Source organism: Micromonospora sp. NBC_00389, assembly GCF_036059255.1.
In the GTDB taxonomy this organism is placed as follows: Bacteria; Actinomycetota; Actinomycetes; order Mycobacteriales; family Micromonosporaceae; genus Micromonospora.
Map to the genome: position 1 here is coordinate 1,604,570 of NZ_CP107947.1, position 15,813 is coordinate 1,620,382.

The 15,813-nt window shown below is 71.6% G+C and carries 13 protein-coding genes; 9 read left to right on the forward strand and 4 right to left on the reverse strand.

Annotation, left to right across the window (positions count from 1 at the left end):
- Positions 1-12: 12 nt before the first annotated feature.
- The 5 genes from OG470_RS07655 to OG470_RS07675 are packed head-to-tail and all read left to right on the forward strand — an operon-like array spanning position 13 to position 6,951.
- Positions 13-1,503, forward strand: a complete 1,491-nt coding sequence (locus tag OG470_RS07655) for an FtsW/RodA/SpoVE family cell cycle protein (RefSeq protein WP_328422149.1) — start codon at positions 13-15, stop codon at positions 1,501-1,503.
- Complete coding sequence (locus tag OG470_RS07660) at positions 1,500-3,005, forward strand: peptidoglycan D,D-transpeptidase FtsI family protein (protein WP_328422151.1); 1,506 nt, start codon at positions 1,500-1,502, stop codon at positions 3,003-3,005. The genes OG470_RS07655 and OG470_RS07660 overlap by 4 nt, the downstream gene beginning before the upstream one ends.
- 1 nt (position 3,006) lies before the next feature.
- Positions 3,007-4,416, forward strand: a complete 1,410-nt coding sequence (locus OG470_RS07665) for a protein kinase domain-containing protein (RefSeq protein ID WP_328422153.1) — start codon at positions 3,007-3,009, stop codon at positions 4,414-4,416.
- The gene (pknB, locus tag OG470_RS07670; RefSeq protein ID WP_328422155.1) at positions 4,413-6,230 is read left to right on the forward strand and encodes a Stk1 family PASTA domain-containing Ser/Thr kinase; all 1,818 of its coding nucleotides are present in this window, start codon (positions 4,413-4,415) and stop codon (positions 6,228-6,230) included. The genes OG470_RS07665 and pknB overlap by 4 nt, the downstream gene beginning before the upstream one ends.
- A gap of 25 nt (positions 6,231-6,255) precedes the next feature.
- Positions 6,256-6,951, forward strand: a complete 696-nt coding sequence (locus OG470_RS07675) for a SanA/YdcF family protein (RefSeq protein WP_328422157.1) — start codon at positions 6,256-6,258, stop codon at positions 6,949-6,951.
- A 43-nt stretch (positions 6,952-6,994) separates the two neighbouring features.
- Here OG470_RS07675 and OG470_RS07680 read toward each other — a convergent pair whose 3' ends face one another.
- Genes OG470_RS07680 through OG470_RS07695 form a run of 4 tightly spaced genes read right to left on the reverse strand, consistent with a single transcriptional unit; the run spans position 6,995 to position 10,352 of the window.
- Positions 6,995-7,645, reverse strand: coding sequence for an aminodeoxychorismate/anthranilate synthase component II (locus tag OG470_RS07680; protein WP_328426201.1), 651 nt, complete (start codon positions 7,643-7,645; stop codon positions 6,995-6,997).
- A 2-nt stretch (positions 7,646-7,647) separates the two neighbouring features.
- A complete protein-coding gene (locus OG470_RS07685; RefSeq protein WP_328422159.1) occupies positions 7,648-7,932 on the reverse strand; it encodes a hypothetical protein in 285 nt (94 codons plus the stop codon).
- A 3-nt stretch (positions 7,933-7,935) separates the two neighbouring features.
- Entirely contained in the window at positions 7,936-9,552 is a 1,617-nt protein-coding gene (locus OG470_RS07690; protein WP_328422161.1) for a class E sortase, read from the reverse strand.
- Positions 9,549-10,352: a DUF881 domain-containing protein gene (locus OG470_RS07695; protein ID WP_328422163.1), complete on the reverse strand. Its 804-nt coding sequence runs from the start codon at positions 10,350-10,352 to the stop codon at positions 9,549-9,551. The genes OG470_RS07690 and OG470_RS07695 overlap by 4 nt, the downstream gene beginning before the upstream one ends.
- Before the next feature lie 222 nt (positions 10,353-10,574).
- On the opposite strand from OG470_RS07695, the gene OG470_RS07700 reads away from it, so the two are divergent.
- From OG470_RS07700 to OG470_RS07715, 4 genes are all read left to right on the forward strand, one after another.
- A complete protein-coding gene (locus OG470_RS07700; protein WP_328422165.1) occupies positions 10,575-10,838 on the forward strand; it encodes a cell division protein CrgA in 264 nt (87 codons plus the stop codon).
- Between the two features lie 288 nt (positions 10,839-11,126).
- Positions 11,127-13,325 (forward strand): (Fe-S)-binding protein, encoded by a 2,199-nt coding sequence (locus OG470_RS07705; RefSeq protein ID WP_328422167.1) that lies wholly within the window; start codon positions 11,127-11,129, stop codon positions 13,323-13,325.
- A gap of 108 nt (positions 13,326-13,433) precedes the next feature.
- Entirely contained in the window at positions 13,434-14,759 is a 1,326-nt protein-coding gene (locus tag OG470_RS07710; protein ID WP_328422169.1) for a hemolysin family protein, read from the forward strand.
- Positions 14,752-15,753, forward strand: coding sequence for a hemolysin family protein (locus OG470_RS07715; RefSeq protein ID WP_328422171.1), 1,002 nt, complete (start codon positions 14,752-14,754; stop codon positions 15,751-15,753). The genes OG470_RS07710 and OG470_RS07715 overlap by 8 nt, the downstream gene beginning before the upstream one ends.
- Positions 15,754-15,813 lie beyond the last annotated feature (60 nt).

Below are 15,813 nucleotides of genomic sequence, written 5' to 3' on the forward strand. Positions count from 1 at the left end.
GGAATCCCACCCGTGACCGTAGCGGCCACACCGGCACCCTCGCCCGCCTCCACGGGCGGGCAGTCCGGCGTACGCCTGGCCCGGTCCCGACGCAACGCTGAGCTGTCCCTGCTGCTGCTCGCCATGGTCCTGGTGGCCGCTTACGGGGCGACCGTCGAGGCGAACCTGCTGGACACGGTCACCCCGGACTTCTGGATGCCCGCCGCCGCGCTCGGCGCGGTCTTCCTCGGCCTGCATCTGGTCATCCGGTTCCTCGCCCCGTTCGCCGACCCGGCGCTGCTGCCGGCGGTGGCCCTGCTCAACGGCCTCGGGGTGGGCTTCCTGCGCCGGATCGACCTGGGCGAGGCCGCCCCGGTCGACCGGGAGAGTCTGGCGATCTTCGCCGGCATCGGCGGGCGGCAGCTGGCCTGGACGCTCGCCTCGGTGATCCTCGCCGCCGGCCTGCTCGCCATCATGCGTGACCACCGTTCGGTCTCCCGGTACGCGTACACCCTGGGGTTGGCCGGCATCGTGCTGGTGATGCTCCCGGCGGTGCTGCCGAGCAGCATTTCCGAGATCAACGGCGCCAAGCTGTGGGTCCGGGTCGGTGGCTTCTCCATCCAGCCGGGTGAGTTCGCCAAGTTGGCGCTGCTGGTCTTCTTCGCCTACTACCTGGTGCGCAAGCGCGAGGTGCTGTCGCTGGCCAGCCGGCGTTTCCTCGGCATCGACTTCCCGCGCGGGCGCGACCTCGGCCCGGTGGTCGTGGTCTGGCTGATCAGCCTCCTGGTGCTCATCTTCGAGAAGGACCTGGGCACGTCGCTGCTCTACTTCGGCATGTTCGTGGTGACGCTGTACATCGCCACCGAACGGGTCAGCTGGCTGCTGATCGGCCTGGTCCTCTTCTTCGGTGGCGCCTACCTCGCCTACGTCCTCGGCGAGATGGTCGGTGGGCCGTTCGCCAACTTCTACGTCCGGGCGGAGATCTGGCTGGATCCGTTCGCCGACCCGACCGACAAGGGCTACCAGCTCGTCCAGGGCCTGCTCGCCCTGGGCACCGGCGGGCTCTTCGGCGCCGGGCCGGGCGGCGGTCAGCCGGAGATCCTGCCCGAGGTGCAGAACGACTTCATCTTCGCCGGCATCGGTGAGGAGGTCGGCCTCTTCGGGCTCTCCGCGCTGCTGGTCGTCTACCTGCTGATCGTGGAGCGGGGGCTGCGTGCCGCGCTTGCGGTGCGGGACTCGTTCGGCAAGCTCCTCGCCGGCGGTCTCGCGTTCACCCTCGGCCTGCAGGTCTTCGTGATCGTCGGCGGGATCAGCGGGCTCATCCCGTTGACCGGTCAGACCACCCCGTTCCTGTCCGCCGGTGGTTCGTCACTCATGGCGAACTGGCTGCTCATCGCGGTTCTGCTGCGGGTCTCCGACGGAGCCCGTCGGCCGGTCACCGGGGCTGGCGGCAAAGCCGCCCGGCCCGCCGGCGGCCCGCCCGAGCAGCTGCACGGTGCCCCCACGGAGGTGATCAAACCGTGAACGCACCCCTGCGCCGCGTCGGCGTCGTCGTCATGGTCCTGTTCGGCCTGCTCTTCGCGAATCTCAACTGGGTTCAGGCCTACAAGGCCGACGAGTACCGCACCAGCGACTACAACGGCCGGGTCCAGGTCGCCGAGTATGACCGTAAGCGCGGCAACATCGAGGCCGGCGGCACGGCGCTGGCCACCAGCAAGGAGACCACCGGCAAGCTGAAGTTCCTGCGCACCTACCCGGGCGGCGCCAAGTACGCGCAGGTGCTCGGCTACAAGCCGGTCACCCTGGCCGACACCGGCATCGAGCGGGTGGAGAACGACTTCCTGGCCGGCACCAGCGACCAGTTGTTTGGCGACCGGTTCAAGGACATGTTCACCGGCGACCAGACCGCTGGCGGCAACGTGCTGCTGACCCTCTCCAAGCGGGCCCAGGACGTGGCGTACGACCAGATGCGCAACAACCAGCAGGGGGTGAAGAGGGGCGCGGCGATCGCCATCGACCCGCGCACCGGGGCGGTGCAGGCGCTGGTCTCCATGCCCAGCTTCGACCCGAACCCGCTGGCCAGCCACAACACCAACGAGGCGGCGGCGGCGTACAACAAACTGGAGCAGGACCCGGACGGCCCGCTGAAGAACCGCGCGCTCGGCGAGACGCTGCCGCCGGGCTCCACCTTCAAGATCGTGGTGGCCGCGGCCGCGCTGGAGAACGGCATCAGCAAGACCACCCCGATCGCGGCCGGCTCCAGCTACACCCCGCCCACCTCCGGCGAACCGATCCGCAACGCCGCCCCGTCGATCTGCCCGGAACCGCAGGTCACCCTGCTGGAAGCGGTCACCGAATCGTGCAACACCGGCTTCGCCCAGCTCGGCGTACGGCTCGGCGCCAACACCATCAAGGAGAAGGCCCGGCAGTTCGGCTTCGAGCAGGACGACCTCACCGTCGGCCAGCTCGGCGAGGACGGTCTGCCGACGGCGGCCAGCCGGACCGGCAGCATCCAGAACGCCGACGGCGGGGATGACCCGGCCGCGCTCGCCCAGTCCTCGATCGGCCAGCGGGACGTCCGGATGACCCCGCTGCAAGGTGCCATGATCGCCGGCGCGGTCGCCAACAACGGCAGCCAGATGCGGCCGTACCTGGTCCGGCAGCTGCTCGCCCCGGACCGGACCACCAGCTACTACACTGCCAAGCCGCGGGAGCTGCGCCAGCCGGTCAGCGACCAGGTCGCCCGCGATCTGCGCGAGATGATGGTCAGCGTGGTCCAGAAGGGCACCGGCCAGAAGGCGGCGATCAGCGGCTACACGGTCGGCGGCAAGACCGGCACCGCGCAGTCCGCCCCGGACCGGCCCGACCACGGCTGGTTCATCGGCTTCGCGCTGGACAAGAACGGCACCCCGGTCTCCGCGGTGTGCGTGGTTCTGGAGCAGGCCGGCAGCGGCGGCAGCGCCGAGGCGGCCCGGATCGGCGGCCAGATCATGCGGGCCGCCATCGCCGACCCCGGGGGCCGCTGACATGCTCAGCCCCGGCGTCCAGCTCGGCAACCGCTACCGTCTCGACGAGCGGATCGCCAGCGGCGGCATGGGCGACGTCTGGCGCGGCACGGACCAGGTGCTCGGCCGCACGGTCGCGGTGAAGAGCCTGCTCCCCGCGCTGCTCGACGACCCTGACTTCGCCGAGAGGTTCCGCGGCGAGGCCCGGACCATGGCCACCATCAACCACCCCGGCGTCGTGGACGTCTACGACTTCGGCAACGACCAGCAGATCGCCTTCCTGGTCATGGAGTACGTCGAGGGCGACGCCCTGTCATCCACGCTGAGCCGGGTCGGCCGGCTCACGCCAGCCCGGACGATGGCACTCGTCGCGCAGGCGGCGGACGCCTTGCACGCCGCGCACGAGAAGGGCATCGTGCACCGCGACGTGAAGCCGGGCAACCTGCTGGTCCGGCCGAACGGCACGCTCGTGCTCACCGACTTCGGCATCGCCCGCTCCGACCTGGTCGGCCAGCTCACCGCCGCGGGTTCGGTGCTCGGCACCGCCTCCTACATCTCACCGGAGCAGGCCACCGGTGGGGTGGCCACCCCGGCGTCCGACGTGTACGCGCTCGGCGTGGTCGCCTACCAGTGCCTCGCCGGGCGGCGACCGTTCGAGGGCGACAACGCGCTCGACATCGCCATGCGGCACGTCCGGGAGACGCCCCGGCCGCTGCCCGCCGACATCCCGCCGCAGGTCCGGTCGGTGGTGGAACGGGCGCTCGCCAAGGATCCGGCCGCCCGCTGGCCCAGCGCCGCCGCCCTCGCCGGGGTCGCCCGCCAGCTCAAGGCCTCGCTCTCCCAGCAGGCCAGGGCCGGCGGCCACCCCGGGCCGGTCTCCGGGGCGCCGTCCTCGCCCGCCGCGCCAGGCCGGGCCCAGGTGCCGCAGTCGCAGCACCTTCGCCCGCCGGGCGCTCCGCACCGCCCGCCGGCCGGGCAGCGACCGACCGCGATCGCGCCGGCCCAGCAGCCCCGCCCCACCGCCGTCGCGCCGGCCGTCCCGCACGCCCGGCCGCCGGTCGCACCGACCGGTTACCCGCGCGGTGCCGCGGCGGTGCCGCCGGCGCAGACCCGGCAGGAGCACCCGCCGGCGTACGCCCGGCAGGCCGGTCCGGCGCCGTCACCCGACCCCCGCCGGTCCCGGCCCGGGATGGTGCTTCTCGCCATGCTGCTGGCCGTACTGGTCCTGGTCTGCTCCGGCGTGATTTCCTACAACCTGCGGAAGCAGACGCAGGCCGGCGAAGCCGGTGCGCTGGCTCCGTACACCGCGACGTCCGGCGCGCTGCGGCTCGACGGACGCGACGATGCGACCCGGACGTCGTACCGTCTTGAGGTACGGCTCCAGCCGGGCGACGGCGGGACGACGACGAGCGAAGGACGACAGACGCGATGACAGCGCAGGCCCGCCTGCTCGGTGGCAGGTACCAGGTCGGCGAGCTGCTCGGCTACGGCGGCATGGCCGAGGTGCACCGCGGTCGCGATCTCCGGCTCGGTCGGGACGTCGCGATCAAGATGCTCCGCACCGACCTCGCCCGGGACGCGACGTTCCAGATGCGGTTCCGTCGGGAGGCGCAGAACGCCGCCTCGCTCAACCACCCGGCGATCGTGGCGGTCTACGACACCGGCGAGGAGACCGCGCCCACCGGTGAGACGCTGCCGTTCATCGTCATGGAGTTCGTCAACGGACGGACCCTGAAGGAGGTGCTCGGCGCCGAGGGCCGGTTGCAGCCCCGCCGGGCGCTGGAGATCTGCGCCGACATGTGCGCGGCGCTGGAGTTCAGCCACCGGCACGGCATCATCCACCGGGACATCAAGCCGGGCAACGTCATGCTGACCCAGACCGGCCAGGTCAAGGTGATGGACTTCGGCATCGCCCGGGCGCTGGCCAGCGGCGCGACCACCATGACGCAGACCAGCGCGGTGATCGGCACGGCGCAGTACCTCTCCCCGGAGCAGGCACGCGGCGAGGCCGTGGACGCGCGTTCCGACGTGTACGCGGCCGGCTGCGTGCTCTTCGAACTGGTCTGCGGGCACCCGCCCTTCGTTGGGGACAGCCCGGTCAGCGTTGCCTACCAGCACGTGCGGGAGACGCCGCCGACGCCGAGCGACATCAACCCGGACGTCACCCCGGCGGTCGACGCCATCGTGCTCAAGGCGCTGTCGAAGAACCCGCTCAACCGCTACCAGAGCGCCGGCGAGATGCGCGCCGACCTGCTCCGCGCCGCCGCCGGCCGGCCCGTGCTGGCCACCCCCGTGCTGCGCGAGGCGGAGACGGTGGCCATGGCTCCCGCTGGCGGCGGGGGCGGCTATCCGCCGGGTGGCGGTGCGCCGCCGACCCGGCAGATCCCGGCCCGGGTGGGCGACCCGCGCCAGCGCAAGGCGTCCTCCTGGCTGATCGCCATGTTCAGCGCGGTCGGCGTGCTCGCGGTGATCGCCCTGGTCGCCGCCCTGCTCTGGAGCCAGCAGCAGGGCAAGGACCTGAAGTCGGTCCCCACCCTCACCGGCAAGAGTCAGGAAGCCGCGATCACGGAGATCAGCAACGCGGGCTTCCAGCCGCAGGTGGGCGAGGCGGTCCAGAACGCCACCTGCACGAAGGGCGCGGTGGCCGGCCAGAGCCCGCAGCCGGGCACCCGCCTCGAGCCGGCTAGCACGGTGACCATCCAGATCTGTGGCGGCAAGCCTGACGTGAAGATCCCCACCGGCCTGGTCAACTCCCAGATTGAGAACGTTAAGTCCCAACTTGAGGATCTGGGGTTGGTGGTCGAGGAACGTCCGGTGGACAACCCGGCGCAGAAGGGCATCGTCATCAAGCTGACCCCGCCGTCGGGAACGACCGTCGCCCAGGACAGCAAGGTGACTGTCGACGTGTCCCGGGGCAACGTTGGCAAGGTGCCCAACGTGATCAACTCGACCCGGGACGAGGCTGCCCAGGAGCTTCGCGAGGCGGGTTACAAGGTCTCTTTCCGCGACGGTGACGAGGTGCCGGCCGACCAGGCCGGGCGGGTCCAGAAGCAGAGCCCGGATCCCGGCACTGAGCTGGCTCAGAACAAGACGGTGACCATCGAGATCGGCATCCCGGAGAAGGTCGACCCGACGCCGACCGGCACGTCGACGCCGACGCCGACGCCGACCGGAACGCCGAGCGGCAACGGGGGCGGCTCCGGTCTGCCGTTCCTTCCCCCGCCGAGCCGGCTTCCCGAGGAGTAGGCCGGGTGTCTCCGAGCCCATCGGTATGAGTGTCGCCGGCTCTCCCGGTGCCGCCCGGGTGAGCCGGTGGCCTCGACGCCTCAAACGCGCGGCCGTACTGGGCTCGGTCGCGCTGCTTCTCGCCAGTCTTCCGTGGCTGTGGACGACGATCGCCGCACGCGGCCATGTGTACGACGAGGCCGACGCGCCGGCCGCCGACGTCGTGATCGTCCTCGGCACCGCCGTGGCGCCCGATCGACGTCGACCCGGCGACCGGCTGGCCGGCCGGCTGGAGACCGCCGCCGAATTGGTGACCAGCGGACGGGCCCGGGTGGTCCTCGTGTCGGGCGACGGGGGCGGTACGTCAGGTGACGAGCCGGCCGTGATGACGTCGTACCTGACGGAGCTCGGTGTCGATCCGCGTCGCGTGGTGGCTGACCCGTTCGGCCTGGACACCTACGACAGCTGTGCCCGGGCGCGCGAGGTGTACGGCGTCGAGCGGGCCCTGATCGTGACCCAGTCCTACCACCTGTCCCGGGCAGTGACGCTGTGCCGACATCTCGGCCTCGACGTCGACGGAGTGACCGCTCGCTGCACCGGCTGCGGGCCGGTCCTGCTCGTCGAGAAGTCGGTCCGGGACTACTTCGCCAGTGGCAAGGCTGCGTGGGACGCTGTCCGGCGCAGGCCGCCCGCGGTCCATTCACCCGTCAATCCGGCCGTGCAGGACGCGCTGAAGGGCTGACCGGGCCGCACATCCGGCCCGGGAGTGGCCGGCCGGCGTGGCCTCAGGCGGTGGCGAAGGCGGCGCGGCGGCGGGCGTCGACCTCGGCGGCGAGTTCCGGGGCGCGTTCCAGCGCCTCCCGGTAGCCGCAGGCGGCGAGCCAGTTGGCCAGCATCAGGTGGCCGCCCTCGGTGAGCACCGACTCCGGGTGGAACTGGACGCCCTCGATCGGCAGCGTCCGGTGCCGCATCGCCATCACCACGCCGGAGCCGGTCCAGCCGGTGACCTCCAGCTCGTCGGGGAGCGTCTCGGGCAGCACGGCCAGCGAGTGGTAGCGGGTGGCGGTGAACGGGTCGGGCAGCCCGGCGAGTACGCCGACGGAGTGGTGCCGTACCTCGGAGGTCTTGCCGTGCAGCAGCTCGGGGGCGCGGGTCACGGTCGCCCCGAACGCCTCGCCGATCGCCTGGTGGCCGAGGCAGACGCCGAAGATCGGTAGCTCGCCCGCGTACTCCCGGATGACGTCCAGGCAGATGCCGGCCCGGTCGGGGCTGCCCGGCCCGGGTGAGAGCAGGATGCCGGCCGCGCCCATTTTGCCCACCTCGGCGACGTCGATCTCGTCGTTGCGGCGGACCTCGCAGTCCACCCCGAGCTGGCCCAGATACTGCACCAGGTTGAAGACGAACGAGTCGTAGTTGTCGATCACCAGGACGCGCATGGTCACCTGTTCGGGGAGGATGGCGCGGGGTTGTTCTGGTCGGTGTCGTAGGGCAGATCGTGCTCGTCGCTGGCCGGGGTCTCCCCGGTCACCGCGTCACCGCCGCCCGGGTCTCCCGGGACGCCGGAGTCCTGGGTGACCTGCACATCGTCGAAGGGCAGCAGTGGCTCGGCCCACGGGAAGGCCACATACCAGAGCAGGGCCACCGCGGCGGCGGCGAGCAGCACCGAGCCGGTCAGCTTGCCGGCCAGGCCGAACGGCAGTTTGCGCCAGATGAACGCGTACATCGGTCAGCCCCCCAGCTCCGCCGGGCGGCCCGCCGACTTGGGTTGGGTCCGGTCCAGCTCGGCGTGGATGATCAGGCGCTGGTAGTTGTCGAACTTCGGGTTGCAGGTGGTCAGGGTGAGCATCCGCTTGGTCGGCTTCTTGTCCGGTTCGCCGGGTACCGGGGCCACCACCTCGACCTGGGTCGGCTTGACGATCCTGGACTGCGACACCCGGTAGACGTACCAGTCGGTCTTGCCCTCGACCACGATGGCGTCGCCGTCGTTCAACTCGTCCAGCCGCCAGAAGGTGGCCCGGTTGCGGTGGCCGGCGACGGAGAAGTTGCCGACCTGGCCGGGCAGCGCGCTGGTCGGGTAATGGCCTGGGGCGTACCGGATGTCGGCCTGGGTGACGCCCTCGACGACCACCCAGTTCTTGTCGAGCTTGGGGATGTAGAGCCCCGCGATCGGCTTGCCGCGCACCGGTGGTGACGGTTTGACGCTGGGGGTGGCGGCTGACGGGACGACCGTCGGGTCGTCGGTCGGGCCCCACGCCTGGGCGAGCTCCTGGCTGAGGTCGTTCTGGTGGGCGTCGACGATGGCCGACTTGCCCCAGACCTCGTAGCCGGCGAAGAGCAGCACCACCAGGCCGAAGGTGATCAGGACTTCGCCGGTGACCCGGATGCCGGAGCGCAGTCGGGAGCCGAGCGACGGGCGGGTGAGCTCCGAGTAGACGCTCTTGTAGCCCTCGCCGGTCTGGTGCGGCCGGAGTTGGACCACCCGCTCGCCACGTCGAGGCCGGGGCGGCTCGGCGGCGCTGTCCTCGGCACCGGCCGGCTCGTCGGGGGTCGCCGTGCGGGGGACGGCACCCATCAGCGCGGTGGAGTCCATGGCCGGCGGGCGGGTCGAGGGCCTGGCGGGCACGGCCGGGATCAGCTGGGTGGCGGCCGGGTCAGCGGCGCGATCCGGTGCGGCCGGAGAGACCGGGGCTGCCGGGGAGCCGGTCGCCCGCGCGGGACCGGGGCCGACCTTGGGAATGAACGCGGTCGGCGCGTCGCCACCCGACGGGGCCGGGCTACGGGGCGCCGCCGGCGGGGTCGGGGTAGCGGGGGTCGGCGGCCGGGTCGGGGCGTTGCCGGGGGCAGCCGGCCGGACCGGTCCCTGGCTGGGTGTGGTCGGTCGACCGGGGACGGCGGGAGGATGGCTGGACCCGCCGCCGGGCGAGCCGAGCCCAGCGGCTGCGGCACCGGGCCAGGGCGGCGGGGCTTCGGCGCCCGGGTGGCCCGGGGCACGCTGCGGGTCGGGTCGGGTCGCGCTCGGCTGGGCCGGGCGCTCGCTGCGCGGAGGGTGCTCGGTGCGGCTGGCCGGCGGCCGGGCCGACCGGTCGTCCCGGGAGGAAGGACCGGCGGCACCCGGCGGCTCGGGGCCGGCCGGCGGTCGGGTCGCGCGGGATCGGGTGGGCAGCACGGGATCGGGCCAGTTGCCGGTGGCGCCAGGCCGGCCCGGTGTCGGCTCAGGCTGGTCGGGCGTCGGCTCAGGCCGGCCCGGTGTCGGCTCGGGCCGGTCGACCTTGGGCAGGAACGCCGTCGGCTCGTCGGCCTGGTCCCGGTGTCGCCCGTCGCGCCGCTCGTCCGGGCCGCTCATTCGGGCACCGTCGCCGAGCGCAGGGCGGTCGAGTCCTCGAACGCCGGGACTGTCACCGTGGAGGCGAACTCCTTGTAGCCGAGCTGGTAGTCGTCGACTGCGTCCTTGAACAACCGGACTCCCTCAGAGCTGGCGAGGGCCTGCTGGAGGGCAGCGGGATCGCCGATTGCTACGATCTTGAACGGGGGGGAGTACACCCGACCATGTAGCAGCAGGGTGTTACCGACGCAGCGTACCGCGCTGGTGGCGAGCACGCGGACGTTCATGATTGACATGGCCTCCGCTCCGCCTGCCCAGAGCGCGTTGACCACGGCCTGTACGTCACCCTGGTGCACCACGAGGTCGTCGTTGCTGGCGTCCGAGGGCGTCTTGTCGCTGCGGCGCGGAGCGTCGTCCAGCTCCACCGTCACCCCGGTGCCGGTCAGCGCGGTGAACCCGGCAGCCTGGAGACTGCCCACGCCGCGCTCCTGCTGGGCCTTGATCGGCCCGTCCGAGTCGGCCAGCGCGTCGGTCCGTTGCTCGACCTCGCCGCGCAGTGTGGCGGCACGTCGCTCGCTCGCCGCCACCTGCTCGCGGCGGTCCTCGATGAGTTGGTTGAGCTGGGGCCGCCGGTCCTCACGCAGCGCGGTGCCGCCGGCGGTGGTCGCGGTGGTGGTGAAGAGCAGTCCCGCCGCGGCGGCGATCAGGGGCACCCCGATCGACCAGCCCGGTCGGCGTTGACGCCGCCGCCGGGGCAGCAGTCCGGCGCCGGCCCGTCGGAGGACCTTCTGCCAGGAGGCTGCGCCGGATGTGTACTCCACCGAGCGTTCCTTCCGCGTGTCGGGGATCGTCCGCCCCGGCAGGGGCCGGTGATCCGAACAGTCCCGCCTTTTTCGGTCACTCCGTGCACCGGCCTGACCCCATTCGTGGTCGAGGCGGGCGTTCGGGACTACGCTAGCTTTCGAACATTATTGGCCATGGACCGTCGCCCCTGCGCCCGGTTGTCAGGCCGGACGAGGTCGTCACCCCCTCTGGAGAGCGTCGTGCCCAAGTCTCAGGTCCGCAAGAAGAAGGTGTACACCCCGCCGACGGACGTTCGTCCGACGACGGCGGCGTCGACGCGCAAGCCTAGCCCGGTGTGGCTGCCGGCCACGGCGGTCGCCTTGATCGTCGTCGGCATCGGTTGGCTGGTGGTCTACTACCTCTCCGAGCAGCAGTACCCGGTCGCGTCCTGGCAGTACTGGAACCTCGCGGTGGGCTTCGGCGCGATGGTCGCCTCGCTGGCGCTGCTCTCCCGCTGGCGCTGAGCCGGCTCGGCGCCGCCGCGCCGGCGGATCCACGTCACCCCGTCGAACCCCTGCCCGGCAAGACCGGGCGGGGCACCCTATGGTGTCCGCAGGGCGGCGTGGCCTACTGCGAGATGACTCACGTTACCGATGGGTAACCTTGCGCGTAGGCTGCACTGCATGACCGAGCGGAGCGAGGTCATCGACCGGTCCGGTCGCAGGTGCGGCAGCGGCGCGACGCCGACCCCGTCCTGACCCGGCCCCGGTCGCTGAACCGCTGGACAGGCAGCAGACCGGGAGGCCAACTCGATGGGCAGCGTCCAGATCGTCACCACGATCCTCGCGGCCGCCATCACCGCCGTGGCGGTGTGGCTTGCGGTACGTGCGGTCATGAAGATGGTGGCAGTCATCCGGCTCGGGCAGCCCGCGCCGGAGCGGTTCGCCGACAAGGCCGCCCGTGCGAAGACCATGCTGGTGGAGACCGCCGGCCACACCCGAATGCTCAAGTGGGGCGTGGTGGGTGCGGCGCACTGGTTCGTGATGGTCGGCTTCATCGTGCTGTCGCTGCTGGTGCTCGAGGCGTACTTCGAGGTGGCAACCACGGATGGCGGGTTGCCGATCATCGGGCACTGGACCATCTTCGGTCTGGTCACTGAGATCATCGGCGTGCTGGGCCTGGTCGGGATCCTGGTGCTGATGGCGATCCGGCTGCGCAACCGGCCGAACCGGCCGGGCGGACGGTCCCGGTTCACCGGATCGACGATGTGGCAGGGCTACTTCGTCGAGTGGATCGTGCTGCTGGTCCTGATCTTCGGGTTCGTGATCCGGGGCTTCAAGGTCGCCACCGACCACTTCGAGTTCCCGTTCTGGGCCACCCCGTTCAGCCACGCGGTCGGCGCGGTGCTGCCCGACTGGGCGGACGGGGTCAGCGTCGCGGCTGCCATCAAGATCATCATTTCGATGACCTGGCTCATCGTCATCTCGCTGAACGTCACTATGGGTGTCGCCTGGCACCGCTTCCTGGCGTTCCCCAACATCTTCTTCAAGCGGGAGCCGGCCCGGCCGGCCGGCTCCGGCCTCGGCGCGCTGCGCCCGATGACGAGCCAGGGCAAGCCGCTCGACTTCGAGGAGGCCGACCCGGAGAAGGACCAGTTCGGCGTCGCCCAGGTCGAGCAGTTCAGCTGGAAGGGTCTGCTGGACTTCAGCACCTGCACCGAGTGCGGTCGCTGCCAGTCGCAGTGCCCGGCCTGGAACACCGGCAAGCCGCTGTCACCCAAGCTGCTCGTGCTGAGCCTGCGGGACCACGCGTACGCCAAGGCGCCCTACCTGCTGGCCGGCGGCGGCAAGGACCTGACCGGCGAGGAGAAGGCCACCGCGGCGCAGCTCGCGCACGTCGACGTGCTGGCGCTGGCCGAGGCCGACCGCCCGCTGATCGGCACCGCCGAGGAGGGCGGCGTCATCGACCCGGATGTGCTCTGGTCCTGCACCACCTGTGGCGCCTGCGTCGAGCAGTGCCCGGTGGACATCGAGCACGTGGACCACATCGTCGACATGCGTCGCTACCAGGTGCTGATCGAGTCGAGCTTCCCCTCTGAGGCCGGCGTCATGCTGCGCAACCTGGAGAACAAGGGCAACCCGTGGGGCGCCCCGCAGAACACCCGCGAGGACTGGACCAAGGGCCTCGACTTCGAGGTGCCCCGGGTCGGCGAGGTGGACGACTTCGAGTACCTGTTCTGGGTCGGCTGTGCCGGTGCGTTCGAGGACCGGGCCAAGAAGACCACCCGCGCCGTGGCCACCCTGCTCAACGAGGCGGGCGTGAAGTTCGCGATCCTGGGCGAGGGCGAGACCTGCTCCGGCGATCCGGCGCGCCGGATCGGCAACGAGTTCGTCTTCCAGATGCTCGCCCAGCAGAACGTGGAGACGCTGAACGAGGCGTTCGAGGGCCGGGAGAAGGCCAAGCGCAAGATCGTGGCCACCTGCCCGCACTGCTTCAACACCCTGGGCAACGAGTACGGCCAGCTTGGCGGCGAGTTCGAGGTGGTCCACCACACCCAGCTCCTGGCCCACCTGGTGTCCACCGGCAAGCTCACCCCGGTGCAGCCGGTCGACGGCGGGGTCACGTACCACGACCCCTGCTACCTGGGTCGGCACAACCGGGTCTTCGCGGCTCCCCGAGAGGTGCTGGGGGACGCCATCGAGGGCGAGCTCACCGAGATGCCGCGTAACAGCGAGCGCTCCTTCTGCTGCGGCGCCGGCGGTGCCCGGATGTGGATGGAGGAGAAGATCGGCAAGCGGATCAACGTGGACCGGGTCGAGGAGGCCATGGCCACCGGGGCGAAGACGGTCGCCGTCGGTTGCCCGTTCTGCTCGACGATGCTCAGCGACGGGGTGAACGGTAAGGGCGCCGGGGAACAGGTCGAGGTCATCGACGTGGCCACCGTGCTGCTCCGCTCGGTCAAGCCGGAGCAGCCGCAGGGCGAGAAGGAGGCCACGCCGGTCGCCGGCTGAGGCCCGTACCCCCCTGGGTCGAGATGGTCGACGGCGGCGGCACCCACGGGTGCCGCCGCCGTCGTGTAAGAATCTCGCCGAGGTGAGGCGAACATCGACGGCCTACTCTTGACCACGCTGCTGCCCCTGGTCGGTTTCGTTGCGCTGACCGCCGGCAACGCGTTCTTTGTCGCGGCCGAGTTCGCGCTGGTGACCGTCGATCGCTCGGAGATCGACCGGCGGGCCGCAGCCGGCGACGAGGCCGCCCGGAGAGTACGCACGGCGCTGCGCGGGCTGTCCTTCCAGCTCTCCGGGGCGCAGCTCGGCATCACCATCACCGCGCTGCTCACCGGCTACCTGGCCGAGCCGGCCCTCGCCCGCATCTTCACCCCGCTGCTGCGCCCGGTGGCCGGCGACGACAGCGAGCGTTACACCCCGTTCCTGGCGTTGGCCCTGGCCACTCTGATCTCCATGCTCTTCGGCGAGCTGGTGCCCAAGAACGCGGCGCTGGCCCGGCCGATGCCGGCCGCCCTGGCCACCGCCGGCCCGATGCACACCTTCTCCCGCACGTTCGGCTGGGTGATCCGGGGGTTGAACGGCTCCGCGAACCGGCTGGTTCGGGCGCTCGGCGTGGAACCGCAGGAGGAACTGGCCAGCGCCCGCTCGCCGGAGGAACTGGGCCTGCTGGCAGCGATCTCGGCCCGGGCCGGCGCGTTGCCGACGGACACCGCGATGCTGCTGCGCCGCACCATCCGCTTCGGTGACAAGCGGGCGGCCGAGGCGATGACCCCCCGGGTGGACGTGGTGGCGCTGCGCGCCACGGCCACCGTGGCCGAGTTGCTTGACCTGTCCCGGCAGACCGGACGAACCCGGTTCCCGGTGTACGAGGAGACCCTGGACCTGGTCACCGGCGTGGCGGGGGTGCCGGACGCGCTGGGTGTGCCGCTGGGCGAGCGGGCGTCGACCATGGTCGGCTCGGTGGCCCGCGAGCCGGTGTACGTGCCGGAGAGCCTCGACCTGGACGGTGTGCTGGCCGCGTTGAAGGCGGCCGGTGCGGACCTGGCCATCGTGGTCGACGAGTACGGCGGCACGGACGGCGTGGTGACCGTGGAGGACCTGGTCGAGGAGTTGGTCGGGGAGATCGCCGACGAGTTTGACCCGGCCAGCGTGGACGACACCGGTCCGGCGGAGCTGACCGTGCCGGGCGGGGAGCGCACCGTGCTGGTCGACGGGGTGCTGCGCTCCGACGAGTTGGCCGAGCAGACCGGTTTCCGGCTGCCCGAGGGGCCGTACGAGACGCTGGCCGGGTTCCTGATGGCCCGCCTCGGGCACATCCCGCTGGCCGGTGAGACGGTCGAGGCGGGTGGCTGGGAGTTCACGGTGGTGGAGGTGGAGCGGCATCGGATCGAGCAGGTACGGGTGCTGCGCCCAGCGGAGCCGGACGGCGATGACTGAGCTGCTGGTGACCGTGGTGCTGTTGCTCGGCAACGGGTTCTTCGTGGGCAGCGAGTTCGCGCTCATCGCGTCCCGGCGGACGGTGATCGAGCCGTTGGCCGCCGACTCGAAGCGGGCCCGCTGGGCGCTGTCGGCGATGAACCAGATCCCGCTGATGATCGCCGGCGCGCAGCTCGGCATCACGGTCTGCTCACTGGGCCTCGGCGCGATCGCCGAGCCGGCGTTGGCCCACCTGCTGGAGACGCCGTTCCACGCGGCCGGTCTGCCCGAGCGGGCGGTGCACCCGGTGGCGTTCGTGCTGGCGCTGGGCGTGGTGGTCTTCCTGCACACGGTGGTCGGCGAGATGGTGCCGAAGAACATCACGCTGGCCGGTCCGGAGCTCTCCGCGCTCTGGCTCGGCCCGGCCATGCTGGCGTTCTGCGTGGCCACCAAGCCGCTGCTGCTGGCGATGAAATGGGCGGCCCGCCGGGTCCTCGCCCTCTGGCGGATCGAGGCGTCCGAGGCGGTGAAGACGGTGTTCACCGCCGAGGAGTTGGCCGGGCTGGTCTCCCAGGCGCGTACCGAGGGGTTGCTCGACGCCGAGCAGCACGCCCGGATCACCCGTGCGCTGGCCATGCACAGCCGGACCGCGGCGGATGCGTTGCAGCCGTGGTCGACGGTCGTGACGGTGGCCGAGGACGTCTCACCGGCGTCGCTGGAGGTGCTGGCGACCCGGACCGGCCGATCGCGGTTCCCGGTGGTGCAGCGGTCCACCCGCCGGGTGCTTGGTTTCGTCCACGTCAAGGACGTGCTCGGGTACGCCGGGCAGGGTCGCCGGGCGCCGGTTCCGGCGCAGGTGTACCGGCCGCTGGCGGTGGTGCCGCCGGAGCGTACGCTGGCCGACCTGCTGCTGGCCATGCGCCGCGAGCGGCGGCACATGGTGCTCGTCAGCGACGGCCGGCGCCCGCTTGGCGTGGTCACGCTCGACGACGTATTGACCGCGATCGTTGGCTAATCTGTGAGCACCCTTAGTGTGCAAGCGGTTGCGCGACAGTAATGGTGACGCCGCGCGCCT

Bases quoted from the DNA above. Each gene is read 5' to 3' on its own strand.
- OG470_RS07665 (WP_328422153.1), top strand. From the start codon at position 3,007: ATGCTCAGCCCCGGCGTCCAGCTCGGCAACCGCTACCGTCTCGACGAG.
- pknB (WP_328422155.1), top strand. From the start codon at position 4,413: ATGACAGCGCAGGCCCGCCTGCTCGGTGGCAGGTACCAGGTCGGCGAG.
- OG470_RS07675 (WP_328422157.1), top strand. From the start codon at position 6,256: ATGAGTGTCGCCGGCTCTCCCGGTGCCGCCCGGGTGAGCCGGTGGCCT.
- OG470_RS07680 (WP_328426201.1), bottom strand. From the start codon at position 7,645: ATGCGCGTCCTGGTGATCGACAACTACGACTCGTTCGTCTTCAACCTG.
- OG470_RS07685 (WP_328422159.1), bottom strand. From the start codon at position 7,932: ATGTACGCGTTCATCTGGCGCAAACTGCCGTTCGGCCTGGCCGGCAAG.
- OG470_RS07690 (WP_328422161.1), bottom strand. From the start codon at position 9,552: ATGAGCGGCCCGGACGAGCGGCGCGACGGGCGACACCGGGACCAGGCC.
- OG470_RS07705 (WP_328422167.1), top strand. From the start codon at position 11,127: ATGGGCAGCGTCCAGATCGTCACCACGATCCTCGCGGCCGCCATCACC.
- OG470_RS07715 (WP_328422171.1), top strand. From the start codon at position 14,752: ATGACTGAGCTGCTGGTGACCGTGGTGCTGTTGCTCGGCAACGGGTTC.